An 18,666-nucleotide genomic window follows, 5' to 3' on the forward strand; every position below is an offset into this window, starting at 1 on the left:
ATCGCGCCCTATTTTTGGGCAGGCAGCAGGCCGTGCAGGGTGATGTCGAGGAAGGCTTCGAGGAAGGCTTCGGGCTGCAATTCGCAGCGCTCGCACGGGGCGATGGTGTGCTTCCAGGTGGACAGCATCAGGGTCGGCGCGATCAGCACCTGGGTCGCCTGCGGGATGTCGAGCGCGCGAAATTCGCCGCGCCGCACGCCGCGCTCGAGCAGGTTCGAGATCATGCGCGTGCCGCGGTTCATGACTTCTTCTTGATAAAAACGCGCCAGCTCGGGGAAATTGTCGGCTTCGGCCAGGATCAGCTTGCTGATGCCGGACGCCTTGGTCGCGCCCAGCCGGCGCCACCAGGCCAGGATCAGCTCGCGCAGCAGGTCGGCGCTGTGGCCTTCGAACTCGGCCACCGAGGTCTCGGCGTCGCCCAGCACCGGCACGATGCTCTGGCGCACCACGGCCTTGAACAAGTCTTCCTTGTTGGCGTAATACAGGTACAGGGTGCCTTTCGACACCCCGGCGCGGCGCGCCACGTCTTCCAGGCGGGTGGCGGCGAAACCGCGCTCGACGAACAGGTCGATCGCGGCGGCCAGCAATTCCTGGGGACGCGCCTGCTTGCGCCGCTCCCAGCGTGGTTTGCTGTCGAGTTGGCAGTCCATCTTCCGGCCCAGAAATTATCTAAGGAACAACCAATATAGACTGGGCGACATGGCCCAGTCAAGCCATCGTTGTGCAAACGAAACTACCAGGCCGTGTGACAATGATATGCATTTTCACGCACTGCCCGGCCCATAAATACGCCCGTCGGCGCGCGAACGGTACAGGCTGCCTTCGGGATTGCGCGGCGGACCATCGGCCTGCTGGCGCGGCACCTGCATTACCGACACCCGGTCGGCCAGGCCCGGCAGCAGCTTTTCGACCGCGGTGTCGATGCCGGCCATCAGGCCGACGCGCACGGAACGCATCGGCATCACCGCCGCGTGCAGGATGGCGGCCGCGACCTGGTGCGGGTCGATCTGCGGCGACGGCAGCTTCGGCTCGCGCTCCATGTAGTTGCGCGCGTGCTGCGGCAGCGGTGTGTCGACCGCGGTCGGCTCGATCAGGGTGATCGACACCGGCGCCTGGTCGACCTGCTCGACCTCGATGCGCAGCGCGTCGGTAAACCCTTTCACCGCATGCTTGCTGGCCGAATACATGCCCTGCAGCGGGATTGCCAGTTCCGACGCTTCGCTGCCAACATTGATCAATGCCCCGCCCTGGCGCTTGAGGTGCGGCAGCGCCACCAGCGATCCGTGCACCATGCCCCAGAAATTGATGTCGAACAGGCGCCGGCTGTCGTCTTCCGACACCTCGTCCAGGCGACCGTAGATGGTGCTGCCGGCGTTGTTGACCCAGCTGTCGATGCGGCCGAAACGCCCCACCGCGGCCTGGGCGATGGCCTCGACGTCGGCGCGCTGCGACACGTCGGCCACCACGCCGATCACTTGCGCGCCCTTGGCGTGCAGGCCGCTCACCACCGCGTCCAGCACGTCGCCGCCACGCGCGGCCAGCACCAGGCAGGCGCCCTGGCGCGCCGCGTCGTGGGCGGTGGCCAGCCCGATCCCGCTGGTGGCGCCGGTGATCACCAGCACCTGGCGGTTCAGGGGTTTGAGCGGACTGGACATGGAGACTCCGTTGCGTGCATCGTCGATGGACACAACTTAGCAGGATCGGGGGTGGCGAAGCGCCCGCTTAAGATGCTGCGTTCACCTGTATACTGTGGCCGCTTCCATCCGCCCACGCCATGACCTCCACGCACGACTCCTTCGACTGCCGCCCGCAGTGCGGCGCCTGCTGCACCGCGCCTTCGATCACCACCCCGATTCCCGGTATGCCGAATGGCAAGCCGGCGGGCGTGCGCTGCGTGCAGCTGGGGGAAGACGAGCGCTGCCGCATTTTCGGCAAGCCGGAGCGCCCGGCGTTTTGTGGCGGGCTGCAGCCGTCGCGCGAGATGTGCGGGGAAAACCGCGAGCAGGCGATCCAGTGGTTGGGAGAACTGGAACGGGCGACGGCGCCGTAAGGTCGCCTGCGCCTCGGCCAACGCTCAGAGCGCCGGCCGGCCGCGCGCCTGCTGCACCCGCTGGAACAGTCCGCCCAGGGTCAGCCCGTCGTGCCAGATGTCGTCCAGCAGCACGCCATAGCGCTCGCGCAGGGCGCGCGCCAGCGGCTCGACGTGCGAGGCTTCGGGCTGCCAGCGCGAAGGACGGCCGGCGCGCACCACACCCAGCACCTGGTCGTCGGGACGCAGGTGCAGGCGGTCGCAGTCGCCGAAGGCGCAGGCCGAGCCGAATACGGACAGGAAATCGCGGATGTCTTTACGGGAAGCGGAAGGGAAGGAAGAGCGCCAGACCCGGCCCTGGAACGGGCGGTAGCGCAAGGCATTGGGAAGTTGCCAGTCATGAAATGCTGCCCAGGCAAGTGCAGCAAGGATGATGACTAAGATAAGACTCATTGCGTGAGTGTCGTCGTGCTCATGAATTGAGTGTAGCACGCGTTTTCGTCTCATGCGCAAGCCCAAAAATGTAACGAAGCGGGGCCGCCAAGGTCATGCGCGGCTCCAGCGCCTGTCTTAAAATCTTGCACAACTCAGAGTTACGGCTCAGTTTGCAGCCGTGCTCATGGTAAGCTTCGAGCCCGCACCGTACGCTGCTGTGCAGTTCGCCGTGCAGTTTGCTGTACGGTCATTGCACAGTCCGCCTCCACAGATCACTTCCACATCACATAGTTTTCATGGATATTGTTCTCGCCATCAAGGCGATCATCATGGGCCTGGTCGAGGGCTTCACGGAATTCCTGCCGATTTCGTCCACCGGACACCTGATCCTGGCCGGCGACCTGCTCGACTTCACCGGCACCAAGGCAACCGTGTTCAAGATCGTGATCCAGCTCGGCGCCGTGCTGGCGGTGGTGTGGGAATACCGGGCGCGCATCGCGCGCGTGGTGCGCGGCCTGGGATCGGACCCGGTGCAGCAGCGCTTCGCGCGCAATGTAATCGCGGCATTTTTCCCGGCGGCGATTGCCGGCGTGCTGTTCAGCGCCACCATCACCGAGGTGCTGTTCCACCCGATCCCGGTGGCGATCGCGCTGGTGGTCGGCGGCGTGATCATCCTGCTGGTCGAGCGCCATCACCGCCGCTACCCGACCGCGGCGCGGGTCGAGACGGCCGAAGACATGACCCTGCTCGATGCGGTCAAGGTCGGCTTTGCCCAGTGCTTCGCGCTGATTCCGGGCACCAGCCGCTCGGGCTCGACCATCATCGGCGGCATGCTGTTCGGCCTGTCGCGCAAGGCGGCCACCGAATTCTCGTTCTTCCTGGCGATGCCCACGATGCTGGGCGCCACGGTATACTCCGTCTACAAGGAACGCGAGCTGCTGTCGCTGAACGACGTGCCGCTGTTCGGCCTCGGCTTCGTCTCGGCCTTCATCGCCGGCTTCCTGTGCGTGCGCTGGCTGCTGCGTTACATCAGTTCGCACGACTTCACGATCTTCGCCTGGTACCGTATCGTATTCGGTATCCTGGTGCTCGTGACCGGCCATTTCGGCCTGGTCCTCTGGAAAGAATGATCCGGGCGCCCTATCCCATTAGAATTGAAAGTATGAATCCCGTAGTATGAATCCCGACCTCGGCGCCGACCTCGGCGCCCGCGCCCTCCATGTGCTCGAGACCGTCTTCGGCTACCCCGCCTTCCGCGGGCAGCAGGGAGAGATCGTCGAGCACGTGGCCAGTGGCGGCGACGCCCTGGTCCTGATGCCGACCGGCGGCGGCAAGTCGCTGTGCTACCAAATCCCGGCCCTGCTGCGCGACGGCGTCGGGGTCGTCGTCTCGCCCCTGATCGCGCTGATGCAGGACCAGGTCGATGCGCTGGAAGAGGTCGGCGTGCGCGCCGCCTTCCTGAATTCGACCCAGAGCTTCGAGGAAACCCTGCGCATCGAACGCCTGGTGCGCAGCGGAGAAATCGACCTGGTGTACGTGGCGCCCGAGCGCCTGATGACGCCGCGCTGCCTGGAGCTGTTCGAGGCCTCGCGCATCTCGCTGTTCGCCATCGACGAGGCGCACTGCGTGTCGCAATGGGGCCACGATTTCCGGCCCGAATACATCCGCCTGTCGATCCTGCACGAGCGCTTTCCCAACGTGCCGCGCATCGCGCTCACGGCAACCGCCGACCAGCAGACCCGGGCCGAGATCGCGCACCGCCTGCAGCTGGAAGACGCGCGCCAGTTCGTGTCGTCGTTCGACCGTCCCAATATCCGCTATTCGATCGTCGAGAAGACCAATGGCCGCAAGCAGCTGATCGATTTCATCAGCGCCGAACACGCCCAGGATTCCGGCATCGTCTACTGCCTGTCGCGCAAAAAAGTCGAGGAAACCGCCGACTTCCTGAACGAAAACGGCATCCGCGCCATGGCCTACCACGCCGGCATGGAGCACACGGTGCGCGCCGCCAACCAGGCGCGCTTCCTGCGCGAAGAGAACATCGTGATGGTCGCCACCATCGCCTTCGGCATGGGCATCGACAAGCCGGACGTGCGTTTCGTCTGCCACCTGGATCTGCCGAAAAGCATCGAGGGCTACTACCAGGAGACCGGCCGTGCCGGCCGCGACGGCGCGCCTGCCAGCGCCTGGATGGCGTATGGCTTGCAGGACGTGGTGCTGCAGCGGCGCATGATCGACGAATCCGACGCCGACGACGGCTTCAAGCGCGTGCTGTCGATGAAGCTCGACGCCATGCTGGGACTGTGCGAAACATTGTCCTGCAGGCGCATGCGCCTGCTCGACTACTTCGGCGAGCGTTCCGGTCCGTGCGGCAATTGCGATACCTGCCTGATTCCGCCGGTCAGCTTCGACGGCACGGTGCCGGTGCAAAAGCTGCTTTCCACCGTGTACCGGGTCGACCAGCGCTTTGCCGCCGGCCACGTGATCGACGTGCTGCGCGGCGCCCAGACCGAGCGCATCAGCCAGTGGCACCACGACAAGCTGACGGTATATGGCGTCGGCGCCGACCGCAGCGAGCAGGAGTGGCGTGCGATCGCGCGCCAGGCCATTGCGCTGGGGCTGTTGACGGTCGACCACGACGCCTTCAGCTCGCTCAAGCTGACCGATGCCGCGCGGCCGGTGCTCAAGGGCGAGCAGAAGGTGCAATTGCGCCAGTACCAAAAACCGGTCAAGCCCAAGCGCCAGAGCACCTCGCGCTCGAACTACGAAGAGATGGAACTGTCGCGCTCCGAGCAAGCCATCTTCGACCGCCTGCGCTCGTGGCGCATGGGCACCGCGCGCGAGCATGGCGTGCCGGCCTATGTCGTGTTCCAGGACGCGACCTTGCGCGAGATCGCCAAGGTCAAGCCGACCTCGATCGACGCCTTGCGCGGCGTGTCGGGCGTGGGCGAGAAAAAACTGGTGTCGTACGGCGACGAGATCGTGGCCCTGATCGGCGAGATGATGTGAGCGCGCTGTTTTACTCGCGGAACAGGTAAGTAAAACTGCGGCTGACCGGCAACACTTCGCTACTGCCGCGCAGCAGCACCTGCATGCGTTCGGCGTCGATCCGTTCGGCGGCGCGGATCGCGGTCACGTTGACCAGCGTGCCGCGGTGGATCTGCCAGAAGCGTTCCGGGTCGAGGCCGCCGGTCAGTTCTTTCAGGGGAATGCGCACCAGCGCTTCGGAACCCTCCAGCACCACGCGCGTGTACTTGCTGTCGGCCTGGAAGAACAGCACCTCGTTCACGTCGATCAGGCGGATCTGTTTTCCCACCGTCGCCTTCAGCCATTTCAGCCGCTCGGGCTTGCGCTCGCCGGCGCGCAATTGCCGCACCACGTCGCTCACATCGTCCGGACGCGCGTCGAGCTTGTCGCGCAGGCGCGCCAGCGCCTTGTCCAGCCGGCCCGGCTGCAAGGGTTTGAGCAGGTAGTCGACCGCGCCGGCGTCGAACGCGTCCACCGCGTACTGGTCGTACGCCGTGACAAACACCACGTGCGCCGCGCGCCCGATGCGCGCCGCCACCTCCAGGCCCGACATGCCGGGCATGCGGATGTCGAGGAACACCACCTGCGGCGCGTGTTCGAGAAAGGCGTCCCAGGCGTCGATGCCGTTTTCCGCCACCGCCACCACCTGCGCCCCGGGCCAGGCCGTGGCCAGCATGCCGAGCAGGCGCTCGCGCATCAGCGGTTCGTCTTCGGCGATCAACACTGTCACGCTCATTGCGCCTCCTTCGCCGGGATGACGATCTCGGCCAGCAGCCCCGGTTCGGCTTCGCTGAGCAGCAGGAAGGCCGCGTCGCCGTAGGTCAGGCGCAGGCGGTGGCGCAGGTTCTCCAGGCCGGTGCCGTTGCCCGGCGTGTCGCTCATGCCGACACCGCTGTCGCGTACGCCGATGCGGACGCTGCCGTCCTCTTCCCGCACCGCGACCGCGATCTCGCCGCCGCGCAGGGACGGTTCGATGCCGTGCTTGATGGCGTTCTCGGCCAGGGTCAGCACGAGCATGCTGGGCACGTGCGTGTCGGCCAGAGAAGGCGGCAGGTCGATGCTGAAGCGCAGGCGCTCGCCCAAGCGGATCTGCATCACGCCCAGGTACGATGCGACCAGTCCCAGCTCGGTATCCAGCGACACCTGTTCACAGCGCATGTCGCTGGTGCTGGCACGCAGGAAGTCGATCAGGTGCGCGGTCAGTTCGGCGGCTTTCGGCGCGCCCTTCTGCGCCAGCTGTTGCACCGCGCCCAAGGTATTGAACAGGAAGTGCGGCTCGATCTGGGCGCGTAGCAGGCGCAATTGCGTTTCGCTCAGCTCGCGCGCCAGGCGCGCCTGTTCGGCTTCCTGGGTCAGCTGGGCGGTGAGCAGCTCGTGGTGACGGCTGCGGATCATGGCCAGGGCGGTGCCGGGGATGAGCAGCATCAGCATGCCGAAGACGACGCCGATCATGGTGCTGGGCAGCCTGTCGGCCAGGTCGGACCATGAGCCGCCGCCGCGCAACATCACGACCAGTGCACCGCCGAACAGGCCGCCGAGTGCGGCCATGCCGATCTGTTTGGCGAGCGTGATCTTGCCAAGACGGACGTATTTTGTGTGATTGAACCATATCATCACCAGGCCCATGCACGTCGTGAAGCCGAGCGCATTGGCGGCGACCATCACCCGCCACAAGGGCATGTCGGGCTTTGCCCCGAACTTGTACAGCACGCCAAGCACCGTGAAGGCCAGGCACAACTTGGCAACGAGCCGCACCATGGCCCATCCGCGGTAGGTCGTGCAGAAGCGATACAGCTCCTGGCGTTCGATCGGCGTCAGCGTACCGACCTTGCAGGCCATGTTACGCCGCCAGCCCGGCCGCACTGCGGATGCAAGGTTGGGCTGCTGAAGCAGCGCCAGCATTTCGTCGTCCCACTCGTTCCACCATGCCGCGATGCGCTTGAACATGCTCTCCTCCGTACCCGTTAATGTATAGCAACAGGTTCAGTGTAGGAACAGCAACAGGAAGAAAACAGCGGCGGGTGACGAACGACGAAGCCGGAGGCGCGAACGACGAGACGCTATGACGCCCACGATGTGCGGCGCTCCGGGCGGAGCGCCGGCAGAAGAGCTTACTTGCGGGTGAACACCAGGTCCCATACGCCGTGGCCAAGCTTGATGCCGCGGTTCTCGAACTTGGTCAGCGGACGGTAGGCGGGCTGCGGCGCGTAGCCCTCGGCAGTGTTGGTCAATTCCGGCTCGGCGCTCAATACTTCCAGCATTTGCACCGCGTAGTCTTCCCAGTCGGTGGCCAGGTGGATATAGCCGCCCGGAGCGATCTTCTGGCACAGCAGCTTGACGAAGGCGGGCTGGATCAGGCGCCGCTTGTTGTGGCGCGCCTTGTGCCACGGATCCGGGAAGAACACGTGCACGCCGGCCAGGGTGGCGTCGCCGATCATGTGGTTCAGCACCTCGAACACGTCGTGCTGGATCAGGCGCAGGTTCTGGATGTCCTGCTCGCCGATCTGCTTGAGCAGGCTGCCCACGCCCGGGGTGTGCACTTCGACGCCCAGGAAATTCTTCTCAGGCATCAGGCGCGCGATGTGGGCCGTGGTGTCGCCCATGCCGAAGCCGATCTCGAGGATGGTCGGCGCCTGGCGGCCGAAGGCCTGGGCCAGGTCGAGCGGCTCCTTCTTGTATTCGACCAGGAACTTGTCGCCGAACTCTTCGAACGCCCGCGCCTGCCCGGTCGACAGCCGCCCCGCGCGGGTGACGAAACTGCGGATGCGGTGTTCGGTAGGATCGTACAGCATCGACCGCGCCGGGCCGTTGGTGGGCTTTTCTGAAGACATGGGAAGTTGAGGTGTGCAGGAAAAAACGGCTGTCATTATATCCCAGCGGCGGGGCCAGCAACCGGGGCGCCCGGCCGTGCGAAGTCTGTTGGCGGAATCGGCCATAATCTCCCTTTACCAGTCCGCCGGAGCCGCCAGCCATGCATTCGACGAAACACCAGATCGCCATCGACGACAACGTCGCTACCCTGCACCTGAATTCCTTCCACTACGGCATCGCTGGCAGCGGAAAGAAGGTCTATATCCAGGCGGCGATCCACGCCGACGAAGTGCCGGCGATGTTGGTGGCGCACGTGCTGCGCGGCGAACTGGCGCGTCTGGAGGCGGAGGGCAAGGTCAAAGGCGAAATCATCCTGGTGCCGGCCGCCAATCCGCTCGGCCTGTCGCAGGTGGTGCACGGCGCGCCGTTCGGCCGCTACGACCTGTCCACCGGCACCAACTTCAACCGCGCCTACCGCCACGTGGCCGACGCGCTCAAGCAGTCGCTGGCCGGCAAGCTGGGCCAGGATGCCGGCGCCAACGTCGCCCTGATCCGCGCCGAGGCGCGCCGTGTCGTGTCCGAATGGGAACCGCAGGACAACGCCGCCACGCTCAAGAAGACCCTGCTCGCAATGGCGATCGACGCCGACATCGTGCTCGACCTGCACTGCGATAACGAAGCCGTGCTGCACATGTACACCGGCACGCCGCTGACCGAGGCGGTGCAGCCGCTGGCCGACCTGATGGGCGCGCGCGTGCTGCTGGTGGCCAAGGAATCGGGCGGCGAAGCCTTCGACGAAGCCTGCAGCCGGGTCTGGTGGGATCTGCAGGACCATTTCCTCGATGCGAACATCCCGCCGTCCTGCGTCGCCGTCACCGTCGAGCTGCGCGGCGAGAACGACGTGCGCTACGACTACGCGCGCCAGGACGCCGATGCGATCCTGCAATACCTGGCGCGCGCCGGCGTGCTCGACATCGAGCAGCGTCCGCTGCCGGCGCCGCAGTGCCAGCCGCTGCCGCTGGACGCGGTCGAACCCTTGGTGGCGCCGCATGCGGGCGTGCTGGTGTTCCATAAACGGCTGGGCGAGCAGGTGGCGGCGGGCGAGCCGATCGCCGACATCGTCAATCCGGTCAGCGGCAAGGTGACGCCGGTCGCCGCCACGCGGCCCGGCCTGCTGTTCGCCAGCACCGCGCACCGCCACTTGCTGCGCGGCATGCACGTGTGCAAGGTGGCCGGCGCGGATTCGTTCAGGTCGGGGAACCTGCTGTCGAGCTGAGCGCGCGTCCTTGCCGGCGCGCGGCCAGTCCGGCCGTGATTGCCAGCACCGCGCATGCCGCCGGCACCCACGCCTGCCAGAGGCGCAGCTCCATCAAGGTGGCGCTGCTGGTGGCGCACCAGGCGAGCGGAACGATCCAGGCCAGCCAGTGTGCACGCAGCGCCAGCAGCGCGCCGAGCGTGGCGACGGCAGTCGGGTCCGGCACGATGGCGAAGACTTCGGCCCGGCTCCAGCCGTGGCCATCGACGGGCGCCAGCAAGGGATAGGCGAGCACGCCGGCGCCGCCGACAAGCAGTCCGCTCCATCTGCGCAGGCGCGACGCCGCCACGATGCGCGGACGCAGCGCACACAGCCACAGCAGCAACGCCTGCAGCGCGAACGCGGCCGCGAAATACGGCGCGCCGGTGTTGATGTCGGCATAGCGCTGCAAGTGATACGCCCATCCAACCCAGGCCCAGCCGGCGCCCAGCAACAGGTAGGCAATGCGCTGCGCCCGGGCGTCCGCGCGCGCCATGCAGCCGAGCACGACAATGCCGGCAGCCAGCGCCACCAGCTGGGCCGGCCACAGGTCGCGGTTGGTCAGTTCGGTCAGGCGCCAGTAGCTGCGCGCCGAGAACATCAGGAAGTCGCTCAGCGAATAGGTCCACCACTCGCTCATGCCAGCCTTCCGGCGTCGAGCGCGATGCGCTTGCGCAGCGCTTCGTCGGCAGGCGGCCGGTGCCGGCCAGCAGGTTCTCGCGCACGTGCGCCACGCTCGAGGTCGCAGGAATGGCGCAGGTGACGGCCGGATGCGCCACGATGAACTTCAGCAGCGCCTGGGCCCAGGTGGTGCAGCCGATCTCGGCGCCCCATCCCGGCAGCGGCTTGCCGGCCAGCGCCCCGGTCAGGTCGCCCTGGCGGAACGGCCGGTTGACGATTACGCCGATGCGCCGCTCGCGCGCCAGCGGCAGGATGCGCTGCTCGACTTCGCGGTCGAGCGCGTTGTACGACACTTGCACGAAGTCGATCGGCTGCGACGCCACGATCTTTTCGATCTCGCCATGGCGCCGTCCTTCGGAAGTGGTGATGCCGACGTAGCGCAGGCGTCCTTCCTTCTTCATCGCCAGCAGTTGCGGCAAGTGCTCTTCCCACGACAGCAGGTTATGCACCTGCAGCAGGTCGAAGCGCGGCACGCGCCACAGGCGGCGCGACGTCTCGATCTGGCCCGGCCCACGCGCCCCGCCGCTGATCCACACCTTGTCGGCCGAGAACAGCCGCGCCGGCTTGATGGCTTGTAGCGCCTCGCCGATCACGTCCTGGGCCGAGCCGTACATCGGCGAAGAATCGATCAGCCGCCCACCGCCGGCGAAGAAGGCGCGCATCACATCGGCGCACTCGGCGCGTGCCTGCGGATCGCGGCCGACGTTGAAGGTGATCCAGCTGCCCAGGCCGATGACGGGAATCGCCTCGCCCGAGGATGGAATCGGGCGCGTGATCAGGGGCGCCGGCGCGGCGTGCAGCGGCGGCAGCAACAGGCTGCCGGCCACGCCGGCAAAGGCCGCCAGCAGGCGGCGGCGCTGTAAATGCAAATGAGGAGGCGATCCGGGCGACATGGCGTTTCCTTGCTCGGCGAAGCGGAACACTCAGCATACCGTGCCCGCATCGGACACGGCGCAGTTCAGCGGCGTCAATACCTATGCTAAACCATGATTTATATCAAGCTGAAAGAGCCGCAAAACCGGAAAAACCACACCCTGATTGCGCACTGGAAATTTATACTCTACTCTGTCGATCTTCACTCTTGACCAACATTGTATGAGCTACGGCGCGGTTCTCCATTCGTTATTCCTGCCTCTGCGGAGGATCTTCCCGTCCGCGCACGCGTGGCATTACGACGACGCGAATGGCAAGCGCACGTGCTCGATCTGCAGCCAGCATGAAGAACTGGAGACGGATATCCTCAGCAGCAACTGGGTCGTGCTCAGGGATGGCAACAGGGAAGCGCATACGCGCTGAGTTCGGCTGGAGTTCGGCTGGATTGCGCCGAGGGCGGCATGCGTCGATCAACGGTCCTGGTTCGGCGCCTGGCGTGGTGACCAGAGCGAGTGAAGGCAATCGAACCCTCGTCCTAGCTTGGGAAGCTGTCTAAGGAAGCGCATAACCATGCGCATTTGAGGGTGTTCTCCGCTCCACAAAAATGTGTTTTTCGGCCCGCTACAGCCCACTGTTCATGCGGCACCCAAGATTTTTGTGGAGCGGTTTTTTGTCGTCCAAGGGCGGCAATCGCAAAAGAAAAACGGCGCCGAAGCGCCGCTAAAATCATCTATTGCGGTGACCGAATTTCGCGGTCAGAAGTCCTCAGGACGCGCTGATGGTCTCGGCGAAAGCTCCGGTAATCCCCCCACAAAAAGAGCGCGATCCTACAGTTCGAGGCGGTGTCCCAATTTCCGGAAGAAGAGCGCAAGATCGTCAAGGCGCTGCTTGAGGAAATGATCATCAAGTTCCAGACTAAGCAAATGGTGAGCAACTTGAGCAGCTAAACCGAACCGCTTTTTAGCAGCTAAAAAAGAAGAAGCCACTCGCATCCGGGACACCGGAGGGAGTGGCTTTTTTTGTTTAAAAAGAAGGGGAAATCTCTACCGTCCACGGTAGGGGTCTCGGCGCATGCCCTGAGTTCCAGGAAAAACTGCGCAGCGTGATGGGGGCTGTGCCACCGAACGCTGCGCGGCGCCGTATCGCCACGACTGGTCGTGGCGATACGTTTCTCATCCTGTCCTGAAGATACTAACCCTGACAGTGGACGTTGGAGTGGACGTTGTGGTGGACGTCACAGTGAACTGTAGCGTTCACCTACCGCTAAAAAAAGGTAAAACCCTTGGCATTGACATCCACATCTTTGGGATCTACGGTTTCGATGCCATCAACCTTAAGTACAAGTCCATTCCAAGGTCCACAACTTTGCGGCAGTGATTCAATAAGGTCATTCTTAATAGATAAACTTACGAGCTCGATTGCGGTATCAGCGTCGACGGCCTCCACATAACGGGTTGCATAAAATCCAGTAATGCCGAGTTTCCTCTTAACCGTGAATAGACCCCAGAGTACAGGTTGCTTGCCATCAATTTTCACTTCTCCCCCCTCACCCTCTATACGAATCATGAACCAAGTCATGGCTGGCAACTACTTGTCTTGTGGCTGCTTGGGCATTTCTTCTTCCTTCTGCTTACCTTCATCATCTTTTTCCCTCATGGCCTTGTCGTATTCCGCTGAATTCTTGTATGGGGTGCCTGGGCATCAAACGCACTCAGTGCGCCAATCGAAACGTAGCAAATTTTCGAGATCCCCGGCCAACCTTTTTTCGAGTACTTGACGGCCCTCGGTACTCACCACCCGCCTTTCCCGCTCGGACAAAGGAATTATTTGAATGATTTCCAAAGACGATGAAGAGTTTTCACAATTGCCAAACCCTTCTGGAAAACCTAGCGGCTTCGAAAGAAATAAGTGTTCAAAAATGGGATTCCCCCTTGATAGTACTGCCCCACTGCCAGGCATCACAGAATAAATTTTCTGTGTCACATGATTATCTAAAGAGTCCATGCTGACAGCTATCAACAATGCCGCCAGAGCATTTATATCGTTTCCATTATCAGCGCAAATAAGAAATTCTCGCTCTACCCGCTTTAGCGGCTCATCAGCTAACGACAGACGGTGAGCGGACAGACCACAAGTAATAAGGACATGAGAATTTAATGAAAATGGACAGGGGTACTTCAGCACATAAAACTGGATTCTCCCCCTCTTCTCCTACTTCCAACTACTCTCCCCTACGCCCAGGTATTTCTCAAAATAACCCAACAGCAGATCAGCAACGTTATTATTCATTGGCACCCTATAATGACTCTTCCAAAAATCTGTCGAAATGTGGGAAAGCGCTCGCTACTGTTCAAAGCTGGGAAGGCGCGGGCGGAGGCTCCTTAGTCCAACAACATTCCGATTCGTACTGACTCACCTCTGTGGAATGCGGCCACGCTGCCAATTGAGAGGTTGCTCATGGCACATAAACATTAACGACTTCGTACGTATAACTCGGCCCTTCCTCATAAACCCGCATGTGCAATACTAAATCGCTAGCCCCTTCTTCCATGGTATATAGATCAACCAACACTTCCCAATAATCTAGCATCCATATACATACTGAAGTTTGCCACGTGTTCTCCGGCAGGCTGACCAATCGCGCTCCATACTCAACGATGTTGTCAGTCATTGCTTTAGCACGTTTTTCGGAAACGGGACGGACGGTTTTTACACCTCGTATCAGATTGAAATCACCGTCTTTGAACGCCTCGACTATTTCAACAAAGATAGGCCTCCATGCAGAAGGAACCGGCTGTTGATTATGCTCGTCTTTTGAAATAGGTATCATATCGCTCATTTTCACTCATGTAATTTATCATGACAATCCCTGCAAACCTCAGCATGATTTTCAGAAACAGTACGCCCCCCATCTGCATGGCGTTCAATGTGATGGCCCGCTGAGTTCCCTCTGTCGATTTCCGTGCCGCAACCGTTAGCGCATTCATGATTTTGTTCCGCTCGTTTAGCCTCGCGCTCGTTAGGGGAAAAATAACGTTTTGGATCCCGGTCTTCCTTCGGAACACTTCCCGGTCCTTTACCTGGCTTTGGCAAGCTTACTTTTTCAAGAAGATTTTTGGCGGCCTTTACATCTTTGACGTCAACTGGCGAAAGTAAGGAAATTGCAGCCTCAACTCGCTCTCCCATGGTTGAGGACGGGGATACAACCGTAACGACATCCGAGGCAACATCTGCGACAGCTTGAATCGCGTCCCCACGGTGTTTGATGGTTTGCTTAATGAACTTTGTTACCGCGTTGCGTCCGTCCGGATCGATGTACTTGTAAGGGCTGTTGTTAGCGTACGCATAACGATTGAAGCTGCCCCCGGTATTCGCATCCGTGGTCACCGGATCAATGCTCAAAAACCTTCCCGCCACCGGATCATAATACCGCTGCTGCATGTATGTCAGCCCGGTATCCACATCATTGACGTGGCCAGTGAACCCGATGGTCGGCTGTGTCCCAGCAGCAACATACCCATACGGCTCGTAACGCGTCCGACTGATTACTTGCTTCGATGCGTTTGTGCGCGCCACCGGACTGCCGAGTCCATCCGTATGGATGTACGTGACATTCCCGCCAGCATTGGACGTCGTGGTCATCGTCTCCGCATAGGTCGTGGTCCCGCCCGCGCCGCTTGCCGTCCAGCTGCACGTGGACGGATTTGCAGCCCATCCCACGACCGCTGTTTCAGTCCGGGAACCGGTAACTGCAAGCGATTCGTTGACTTTATAACCGGCTCCCGACGCCGTGCACACTCGCGACAATGCCGTTGCGTTTGTCGTGCTCCAGGTCGTCGTGAACGACTGGCCTTCCACTGGCGCAGGCGTACGTGCCACACTGATCGTCGGCTTCGGCGTCGATGTCGGTGCCGGGTCGGTTCGCATGGTCTCGGTACGCACCGTCGTTCCCGATGGCCCGACAGCGGTCCATGTGCAGGACGACGGATAGCCAACCCAGGCGGCCAGAGCAGTCTGGCTGCGCTGACCGTTGACTGGTAGCGATTCATTGACCTTGAAACCGGTTCCGCCTGCAGTACACACCCGAGTCAGCGATGTTGCGTTGGTCGTGCTCCACGATGTCGTGAAGGTGCTTCCTGCAACCAGGGATGGTGAGTGCGCGGTACTGAGTGTCGGCAATGGCACTGCTGCGACAACTGCCACCGTAGCACGTGTAGTTGGGCCGAAGCGAAGATTATGCTCCCACAGCATTCCCCAGTCGAACGCGTAATTACCTGTTGCGCTCGGCGCCTTTACCTGGAAATTGAACGTAGCGGACTGGCCAGGCGCCACGCTCGCTACATTCAGTCCGACACGGTTGGGGCCGAAAATCTGATTATCGTACGGGCTACTCGTGCCGATCAGATACCCTGGTTGTGTCCAGGTGACATTACCGGTGTTTTTAAACGTCAGCGAAACGTTATACGTGCCTCCTGCTGACATTTGTGCCGGAATTGTCGCGTTCGTGATCTGCGCGTCATACACCGGTGGAGGGGCTGTGACCGTCACGGTGCGCGACAAGATCTGGCCAAACCAGTGCAGGTCCTCACGCAACATTTGCCAGGCAAAGGTGTAGGTACCCGGTGTGGAGGGAGCCTTGATATTCAGAGTAAAGGTTATCGTGGAGCCGAAGGGAACGTACGACTGCACATTCACACGGCCGACACCCCATACCTGGTTATCGGCAGGAAGCGCCGAGCCAAGCCTGTAGGGATAGGGGCTGGCAGACGACCAGGTCGTTGATCCCAAGTTTTTTGCGGTCACCGTCACAGTGGCCGTGCTGCCCGCTTCGATCGTGGACGGCATTGACGTATAGGTGATGTTCGAATCATCGATCACCTCTTCCTCAGGGGGCGGAGGTGGCACGAAATCCGTCGAAGGAGGTTGTGCACCAGGACCTGATTTCGGCAAAGTCTGGCCAATTGCACTACCCGTGCAAAGAAGAACACACAAGACCAACGTCAGCAGCACGCTCCAATGGATCGAGAGAACGCGATCGGGCGCCTTGAGGACAAAATTTAAGAATCCGGGCGCGCGCATTATTTCACCTCCGCGATGACGTGGTTATGCAGATAGATATAGCTGGTCGATGCACTCGCACCGGCCGTGTCATATAGAAGCTGGCCGGCCTGGCTATACACCTGGATGCGATTTACGCCATCGGTGCCCACCACACTCACCCGACGACCATGGCCGTCATACTCATAGGTCGCCAGGCCGGTTGCGGCCGACATGCGGTTGCCGATATCGAAGACATAGCTGCGATTGCCGCGCCGGGTGATGTTGCCCTGCACGTCGTAGCCATATGCAAAACTGAAAGCTGCGTTGCCGCTAGTAACGTTCTCGAGACGGTTAGTGGAACGGTTGATCGCGTGCGCGCTGTTGCGCGCATTGCTGCCCGCACTGATCGTGGTGGAAATCAGGTTGTCCTGGCCGTCATAGGAATAGCTGGCCAGTCCCCACAGGCCTGGCGCCGAGACGCTTTTGAGCCGGTCCAGTCCATCGTAGGTCATGCCGCGGGTGGTGACGCCCTCCTGCACATCCTGGATAGCCTGGACATTGGCTTGCTGGTCGTAAGTGTATTTGTCGCTCAGCACACCGGCATCATTCGCCGACATCGGCAAGCCCCGCGCGTTCTGCGCCATGCTGTGCACGATGCCGTTGCCATAAGTGAACTGGGCCACTGCGCCATTAGGATGGTAGCTGATGCCGGTCGCGTAGGAACCGATCTGCTGCGGCTCGCCGAGTGCATTCGGCGCCAGAGTCACGGCCAGTCCTCGGCCCGGATACGTCAATGTCGCCGCCGATCCATTGGCGTCGTAGCCGCGATCGATGTTGTACGGCGTAGTGCCATACACCAGGCTTTCGCGTTCCAGAAGACGGCGTTTGTTATAGGTGTAGGTCCACTTGGAGTTCTTGGACGTGGTGGTGGCAAGCAAGCCGTCCGGCGTATAAGTGCGGTCGATCGCGGGGCTCGCATCGCCGAACGTGGTCGTCTTCAACCGGTTGCGCGCATCGTAGCTGTACGAGATCTTCCTGCCCGCTCCAACGGTCGAGGAATTGCAGGACAGGACTGTCGACAAATCGGTCCCGGACGCGCGCCACAGAATATTGTCGGCGGCATCGTACTCCTGGAAGCTTGTGCCGGTTTCCGGTTCGATGGTCTTGCATAGCCGCTCCTTGCTGTCGTAGACATAACGGCGTGTCACGGCAGCTTCATTCCCGGCGCGGGTGATCGACGTCGGTTTGCCGAATACGTCGCGCTGAATCGACACGCTTACCGCTTCAGGCATGGCGATGCTCGTGATTGCGTTTTCGCTCGGCTCATCGAACGCCTGGTAGCCGTAGGTCGATCGGTTATTCCGAGCATCGGACACCGTCGTGGTAAATCCGCTGTCGTAAGAACGGCTCGTGTACAGATTTCCGATCTCGCTGGATGCGATCGTGCCGGTGATTCTTCCAAGCGCATCGTAAGAAGTGCTCACGCCATCGCCAAGTTGCGCATAACCGCGTTTCGGATACGACTCGTACGTCGTATGGCCGTTGAAGTCGTAGCTGCGCTTGACAATGCGGGTGGTCGTAGACGGGCTCGCGCTATCGTACTGTTCGGTGTAGACCGGCCGAAGAAGTTCGTCGTAATAATTGATGTTGTAGCCGGTGCCGGTCGAAATTTGCTGGCGCCAGTGCCCGGCAGGAAGATCGAATTTTGAGCTGGAAGAGCGCGATACCTCGACCACGGTGGGATTCCATACCCGGGAATCACTTGTGGGGTAAGTGATTTTTGCCAGCCGGCCCATCGCGTCGTATTCGAAGCCAGTGGTATACCCGTTCTCATCGGTCAGTGCCGTGATGCGACCGACGTTATTGACCGTAGCACTCTGGCTTTCTCCCGTTGCAAAGCGGATGAGTCTGGGCACGCCACGCATGTAGCTGGAATAGCTCGTCGCCTGATTTTTGCCGTCGCTGACCGAGCTGATCGTGCCATCGGCGTTATACAGCATCGAGCGCTTCAGGTTGCCGAATTCGGTCACACTGGTCAGTGTGCTGGTCGAGGCGTTGTAGGCGTTGGATACACTTACTTTGCCCGAATCGGTGTCCGTGATCTGCTTGAGTTGGCCAATCACCCATTTACCGAAGTTGTTGTCATAGCTGATCGTCTCGCGGCGCTGGAATCCCAGCGAGCTCGATTTCGTAACCTGTGCTGGACGAGCGAAGCTATCGAAAGCACTGGCCTCCCAAGTGAAGGTGGCTCCCTGTTGCGTAATCTGGCGGCGCGACACTTCCGTGATCTTGGCGGAAATGAGTCCATCCCCGCGCGGCTGCAGGCTGGCGCCGAATTGATTGATCGGGGTGACATAATCGACCGCGGTCGAACGCAATAACAAGCCACTGCTGCTACTTACATCGGTCCGCTGCAGCTGGCCCTCGGTTTCACGCCACACGGTACCGAAGGTGTACGAGGTCACGTCGCCGGCCG

Annotated in this window: 16 protein-coding genes and 2 pseudogenes; 5 read left to right on the plus strand and 13 right to left on the minus strand. The window is 61.7% G+C overall.

The features are described from left to right. Positions 1 to 8: 8 nt before the first annotated feature. Positions 9 to 650: a TetR/AcrR family transcriptional regulator gene (locus QPK27_RS09530; protein ID WP_290417988.1), complete on the minus strand. Its 642-nt coding sequence runs from the start codon at positions 648 to 650 to the stop codon at positions 9 to 11. 114 nt (positions 651 to 764) lie between these two features. Next, positions 765 to 1,655, minus strand: coding sequence for an SDR family oxidoreductase (locus tag QPK27_RS09535; protein ID WP_290417989.1), 891 nt, complete (start codon positions 1,653 to 1,655; stop codon positions 765 to 767). Between the two features lie 119 nt (positions 1,656 to 1,774). Here QPK27_RS09535 and QPK27_RS09540 point away from each other — a divergent pair, with 119 nt between their 5' ends. Next, positions 1,775 to 2,050: a YkgJ family cysteine cluster protein gene (locus QPK27_RS09540; protein ID WP_290417990.1), complete on the plus strand. Its 276-nt coding sequence runs from the start codon at positions 1,775 to 1,777 to the stop codon at positions 2,048 to 2,050. Positions 2,051 to 2,074: 24 nt separating this feature from the next. Here QPK27_RS09540 and QPK27_RS09545 read toward each other — a convergent pair whose 3' ends face one another. Continuing rightward, the gene (locus tag QPK27_RS09545) at positions 2,075 to 2,482 is read right to left on the minus strand and encodes a hypothetical protein (RefSeq protein ID WP_290417991.1); all 408 of its coding nucleotides are present in this window, start codon (positions 2,480 to 2,482) and stop codon (positions 2,075 to 2,077) included. 278 nt (positions 2,483 to 2,760) lie between these two features. On the opposite strand from QPK27_RS09545, the gene QPK27_RS09550 reads away from it, so the two are divergent. Next, complete coding sequence (locus QPK27_RS09550; protein WP_290417992.1) at positions 2,761 to 3,594, plus strand: undecaprenyl-diphosphate phosphatase; 834 nt, start codon at positions 2,761 to 2,763, stop codon at positions 3,592 to 3,594. A gap of 46 nt (positions 3,595 to 3,640) precedes the next feature. Continuing rightward, entirely contained in the window at positions 3,641 to 5,473 is a 1,833-nt protein-coding gene (gene recQ, locus QPK27_RS09555) for a DNA helicase RecQ (protein ID WP_290417993.1), read from the plus strand. A gap of 10 nt (positions 5,474 to 5,483) precedes the next feature. Here recQ and QPK27_RS09560 read toward each other — a convergent pair whose 3' ends face one another. The 3 genes from QPK27_RS09560 to trmB form a co-directional block, all read right to left on the minus strand. Then, positions 5,484 to 6,227, minus strand: a complete 744-nt coding sequence (locus QPK27_RS09560; RefSeq protein ID WP_290417994.1) for a LytTR family DNA-binding domain-containing protein — start codon at positions 6,225 to 6,227, stop codon at positions 5,484 to 5,486. Then, positions 6,224 to 7,438, minus strand: coding sequence for a sensor histidine kinase (locus QPK27_RS09565; protein WP_290417995.1), 1,215 nt, complete (start codon positions 7,436 to 7,438; stop codon positions 6,224 to 6,226). Before QPK27_RS09565 ends, QPK27_RS09560 begins: the two co-directional genes overlap by 4 nt. Before the next feature lie 164 nt (positions 7,439 to 7,602). Then, entirely contained in the window at positions 7,603 to 8,283 is a 681-nt protein-coding gene (gene trmB, locus QPK27_RS09570; RefSeq protein WP_290418114.1) for a tRNA (guanosine(46)-N7)-methyltransferase TrmB, read from the minus strand. 179 nt (positions 8,284 to 8,462) lie between these two features. Here trmB and QPK27_RS09575 point away from each other — a divergent pair, with 179 nt between their 5' ends. After that, positions 8,463 to 9,578 (plus strand): succinylglutamate desuccinylase/aspartoacylase family protein, encoded by a 1,116-nt coding sequence (locus QPK27_RS09575; RefSeq protein ID WP_290417996.1) that lies wholly within the window; start codon positions 8,463 to 8,465, stop codon positions 9,576 to 9,578. On the opposite strand, the gene QPK27_RS09580 is transcribed toward QPK27_RS09575, so the two are convergent. Beyond that, the gene (locus QPK27_RS09580) at positions 9,550 to 10,236 is read right to left on the minus strand and encodes a DUF6064 family protein (protein ID WP_290417997.1); all 687 of its coding nucleotides are present in this window, start codon (positions 10,234 to 10,236) and stop codon (positions 9,550 to 9,552) included. The genes QPK27_RS09575 and QPK27_RS09580 overlap by 29 nt on opposite strands. A gap of 100 nt (positions 10,237 to 10,336) precedes the next feature. Then, positions 10,337 to 11,170: pseudogene (locus QPK27_RS09585) on the minus strand (aldo/keto reductase); the annotation flags it as partial. Between the two features lie 807 nt (positions 11,171 to 11,977). Between QPK27_RS09585 and QPK27_RS25325 the strand changes: the two are divergent. Next, positions 11,978 to 12,097, plus strand: a pseudogene (locus tag QPK27_RS25325) (RstR family transcriptional regulator); the annotation flags it as partial. Positions 12,098 to 12,413: 316 nt separating this feature from the next. On the opposite strand, the gene QPK27_RS09595 reads toward QPK27_RS25325, so the two are convergent. The 5 genes from QPK27_RS09595 to QPK27_RS09615 form a co-directional block, all read right to left on the minus strand. Further along, positions 12,414 to 12,728 (minus strand): hypothetical protein, encoded by a 315-nt coding sequence (locus QPK27_RS09595; RefSeq protein WP_290417999.1) that lies wholly within the window; start codon positions 12,726 to 12,728, stop codon positions 12,414 to 12,416. A gap of 123 nt (positions 12,729 to 12,851) precedes the next feature. After that, on the minus strand, positions 12,852 to 13,334 hold the full coding sequence (locus tag QPK27_RS09600; RefSeq protein WP_290418000.1) for a suppressor of fused domain protein: 483 nt from the start codon (positions 13,332 to 13,334) through the stop codon (positions 12,852 to 12,854). Positions 13,335 to 13,605: 271 nt separating this feature from the next. Beyond that, positions 13,606 to 13,989, minus strand: coding sequence for a hypothetical protein (locus QPK27_RS09605; protein ID WP_290418001.1), 384 nt, complete (start codon positions 13,987 to 13,989; stop codon positions 13,606 to 13,608). A 2-nt stretch (positions 13,990 to 13,991) separates the two neighbouring features. Next, positions 13,992 to 16,229 carry an RHS repeat-associated core domain-containing protein gene (locus QPK27_RS09610; protein ID WP_290418002.1) on the minus strand — a complete coding sequence of 746 codons (2,238 nt, stop codon included), beginning with the start codon at positions 16,227 to 16,229 and terminating at the stop codon, positions 13,992 to 13,994. Then, a complete protein-coding gene (locus QPK27_RS09615) occupies positions 16,229 to 18,655 on the minus strand; it encodes a hypothetical protein (RefSeq protein WP_290418003.1) in 2,427 nt (808 codons plus the stop codon). Before QPK27_RS09615 ends, QPK27_RS09610 begins: the two co-directional genes overlap by 1 nt. Positions 18,656 to 18,666: the final 11 nt, after the last annotated feature.

Source organism: Massilia sp. YIM B02443 (assembly GCF_030411955.1).
In the GTDB taxonomy this organism is placed as follows: Bacteria; Pseudomonadota; Gammaproteobacteria; order Burkholderiales; family Burkholderiaceae_D; genus Telluria.

Coding starts and splice junctions, on each gene's coding strand:
- QPK27_RS09530 (WP_290417988.1), bottom strand. CDS start 650: ATGGACTGCCAACTCGACAGCAAACCACGCTGGGAGCGGCGCAAGCAG.
- QPK27_RS09535 (WP_290417989.1), bottom strand. CDS start 1,655: ATGTCCAGTCCGCTCAAACCCCTGAACCGCCAGGTGCTGGTGATCACC.
- QPK27_RS09540 (WP_290417990.1), top strand. CDS start 1,775: ATGACCTCCACGCACGACTCCTTCGACTGCCGCCCGCAGTGCGGCGCC.
- QPK27_RS09545 (WP_290417991.1), bottom strand. CDS start 2,482: ATGAGTCTTATCTTAGTCATCATCCTTGCTGCACTTGCCTGGGCAGCA.
- QPK27_RS09550 (WP_290417992.1), top strand. CDS start 2,761: ATGGATATTGTTCTCGCCATCAAGGCGATCATCATGGGCCTGGTCGAG.
- recQ (WP_290417993.1), top strand. CDS start 3,641: ATGAATCCCGACCTCGGCGCCGACCTCGGCGCCCGCGCCCTCCATGTG.
- QPK27_RS09560 (WP_290417994.1), bottom strand. CDS start 6,227: ATGAGCGTGACAGTGTTGATCGCCGAAGACGAACCGCTGATGCGCGAG.
- QPK27_RS09565 (WP_290417995.1), bottom strand. CDS start 7,438: ATGTTCAAGCGCATCGCGGCATGGTGGAACGAGTGGGACGACGAAATG.
- trmB (WP_290418114.1), bottom strand. CDS start 8,283: ATGCTGTACGATCCTACCGAACACCGCATCCGCAGTTTCGTCACCCGC.
- QPK27_RS09575 (WP_290417996.1), top strand. CDS start 8,463: ATGCATTCGACGAAACACCAGATCGCCATCGACGACAACGTCGCTACC.
- QPK27_RS09580 (WP_290417997.1), bottom strand. CDS start 10,236: ATGAGCGAGTGGTGGACCTATTCGCTGAGCGACTTCCTGATGTTCTCG.
- QPK27_RS09595 (WP_290417999.1), bottom strand. CDS start 12,728: ATGACTTGGTTCATGATTCGTATAGAGGGTGAGGGGGGAGAAGTGAAA.
- QPK27_RS09605 (WP_290418001.1), bottom strand. CDS start 13,989: ATGAGCGATATGATACCTATTTCAAAAGACGAGCATAATCAACAGCCG.
- QPK27_RS09610 (WP_290418002.1), bottom strand. CDS start 16,229: ATGCGCGCGCCCGGATTCTTAAATTTTGTCCTCAAGGCGCCCGATCGC.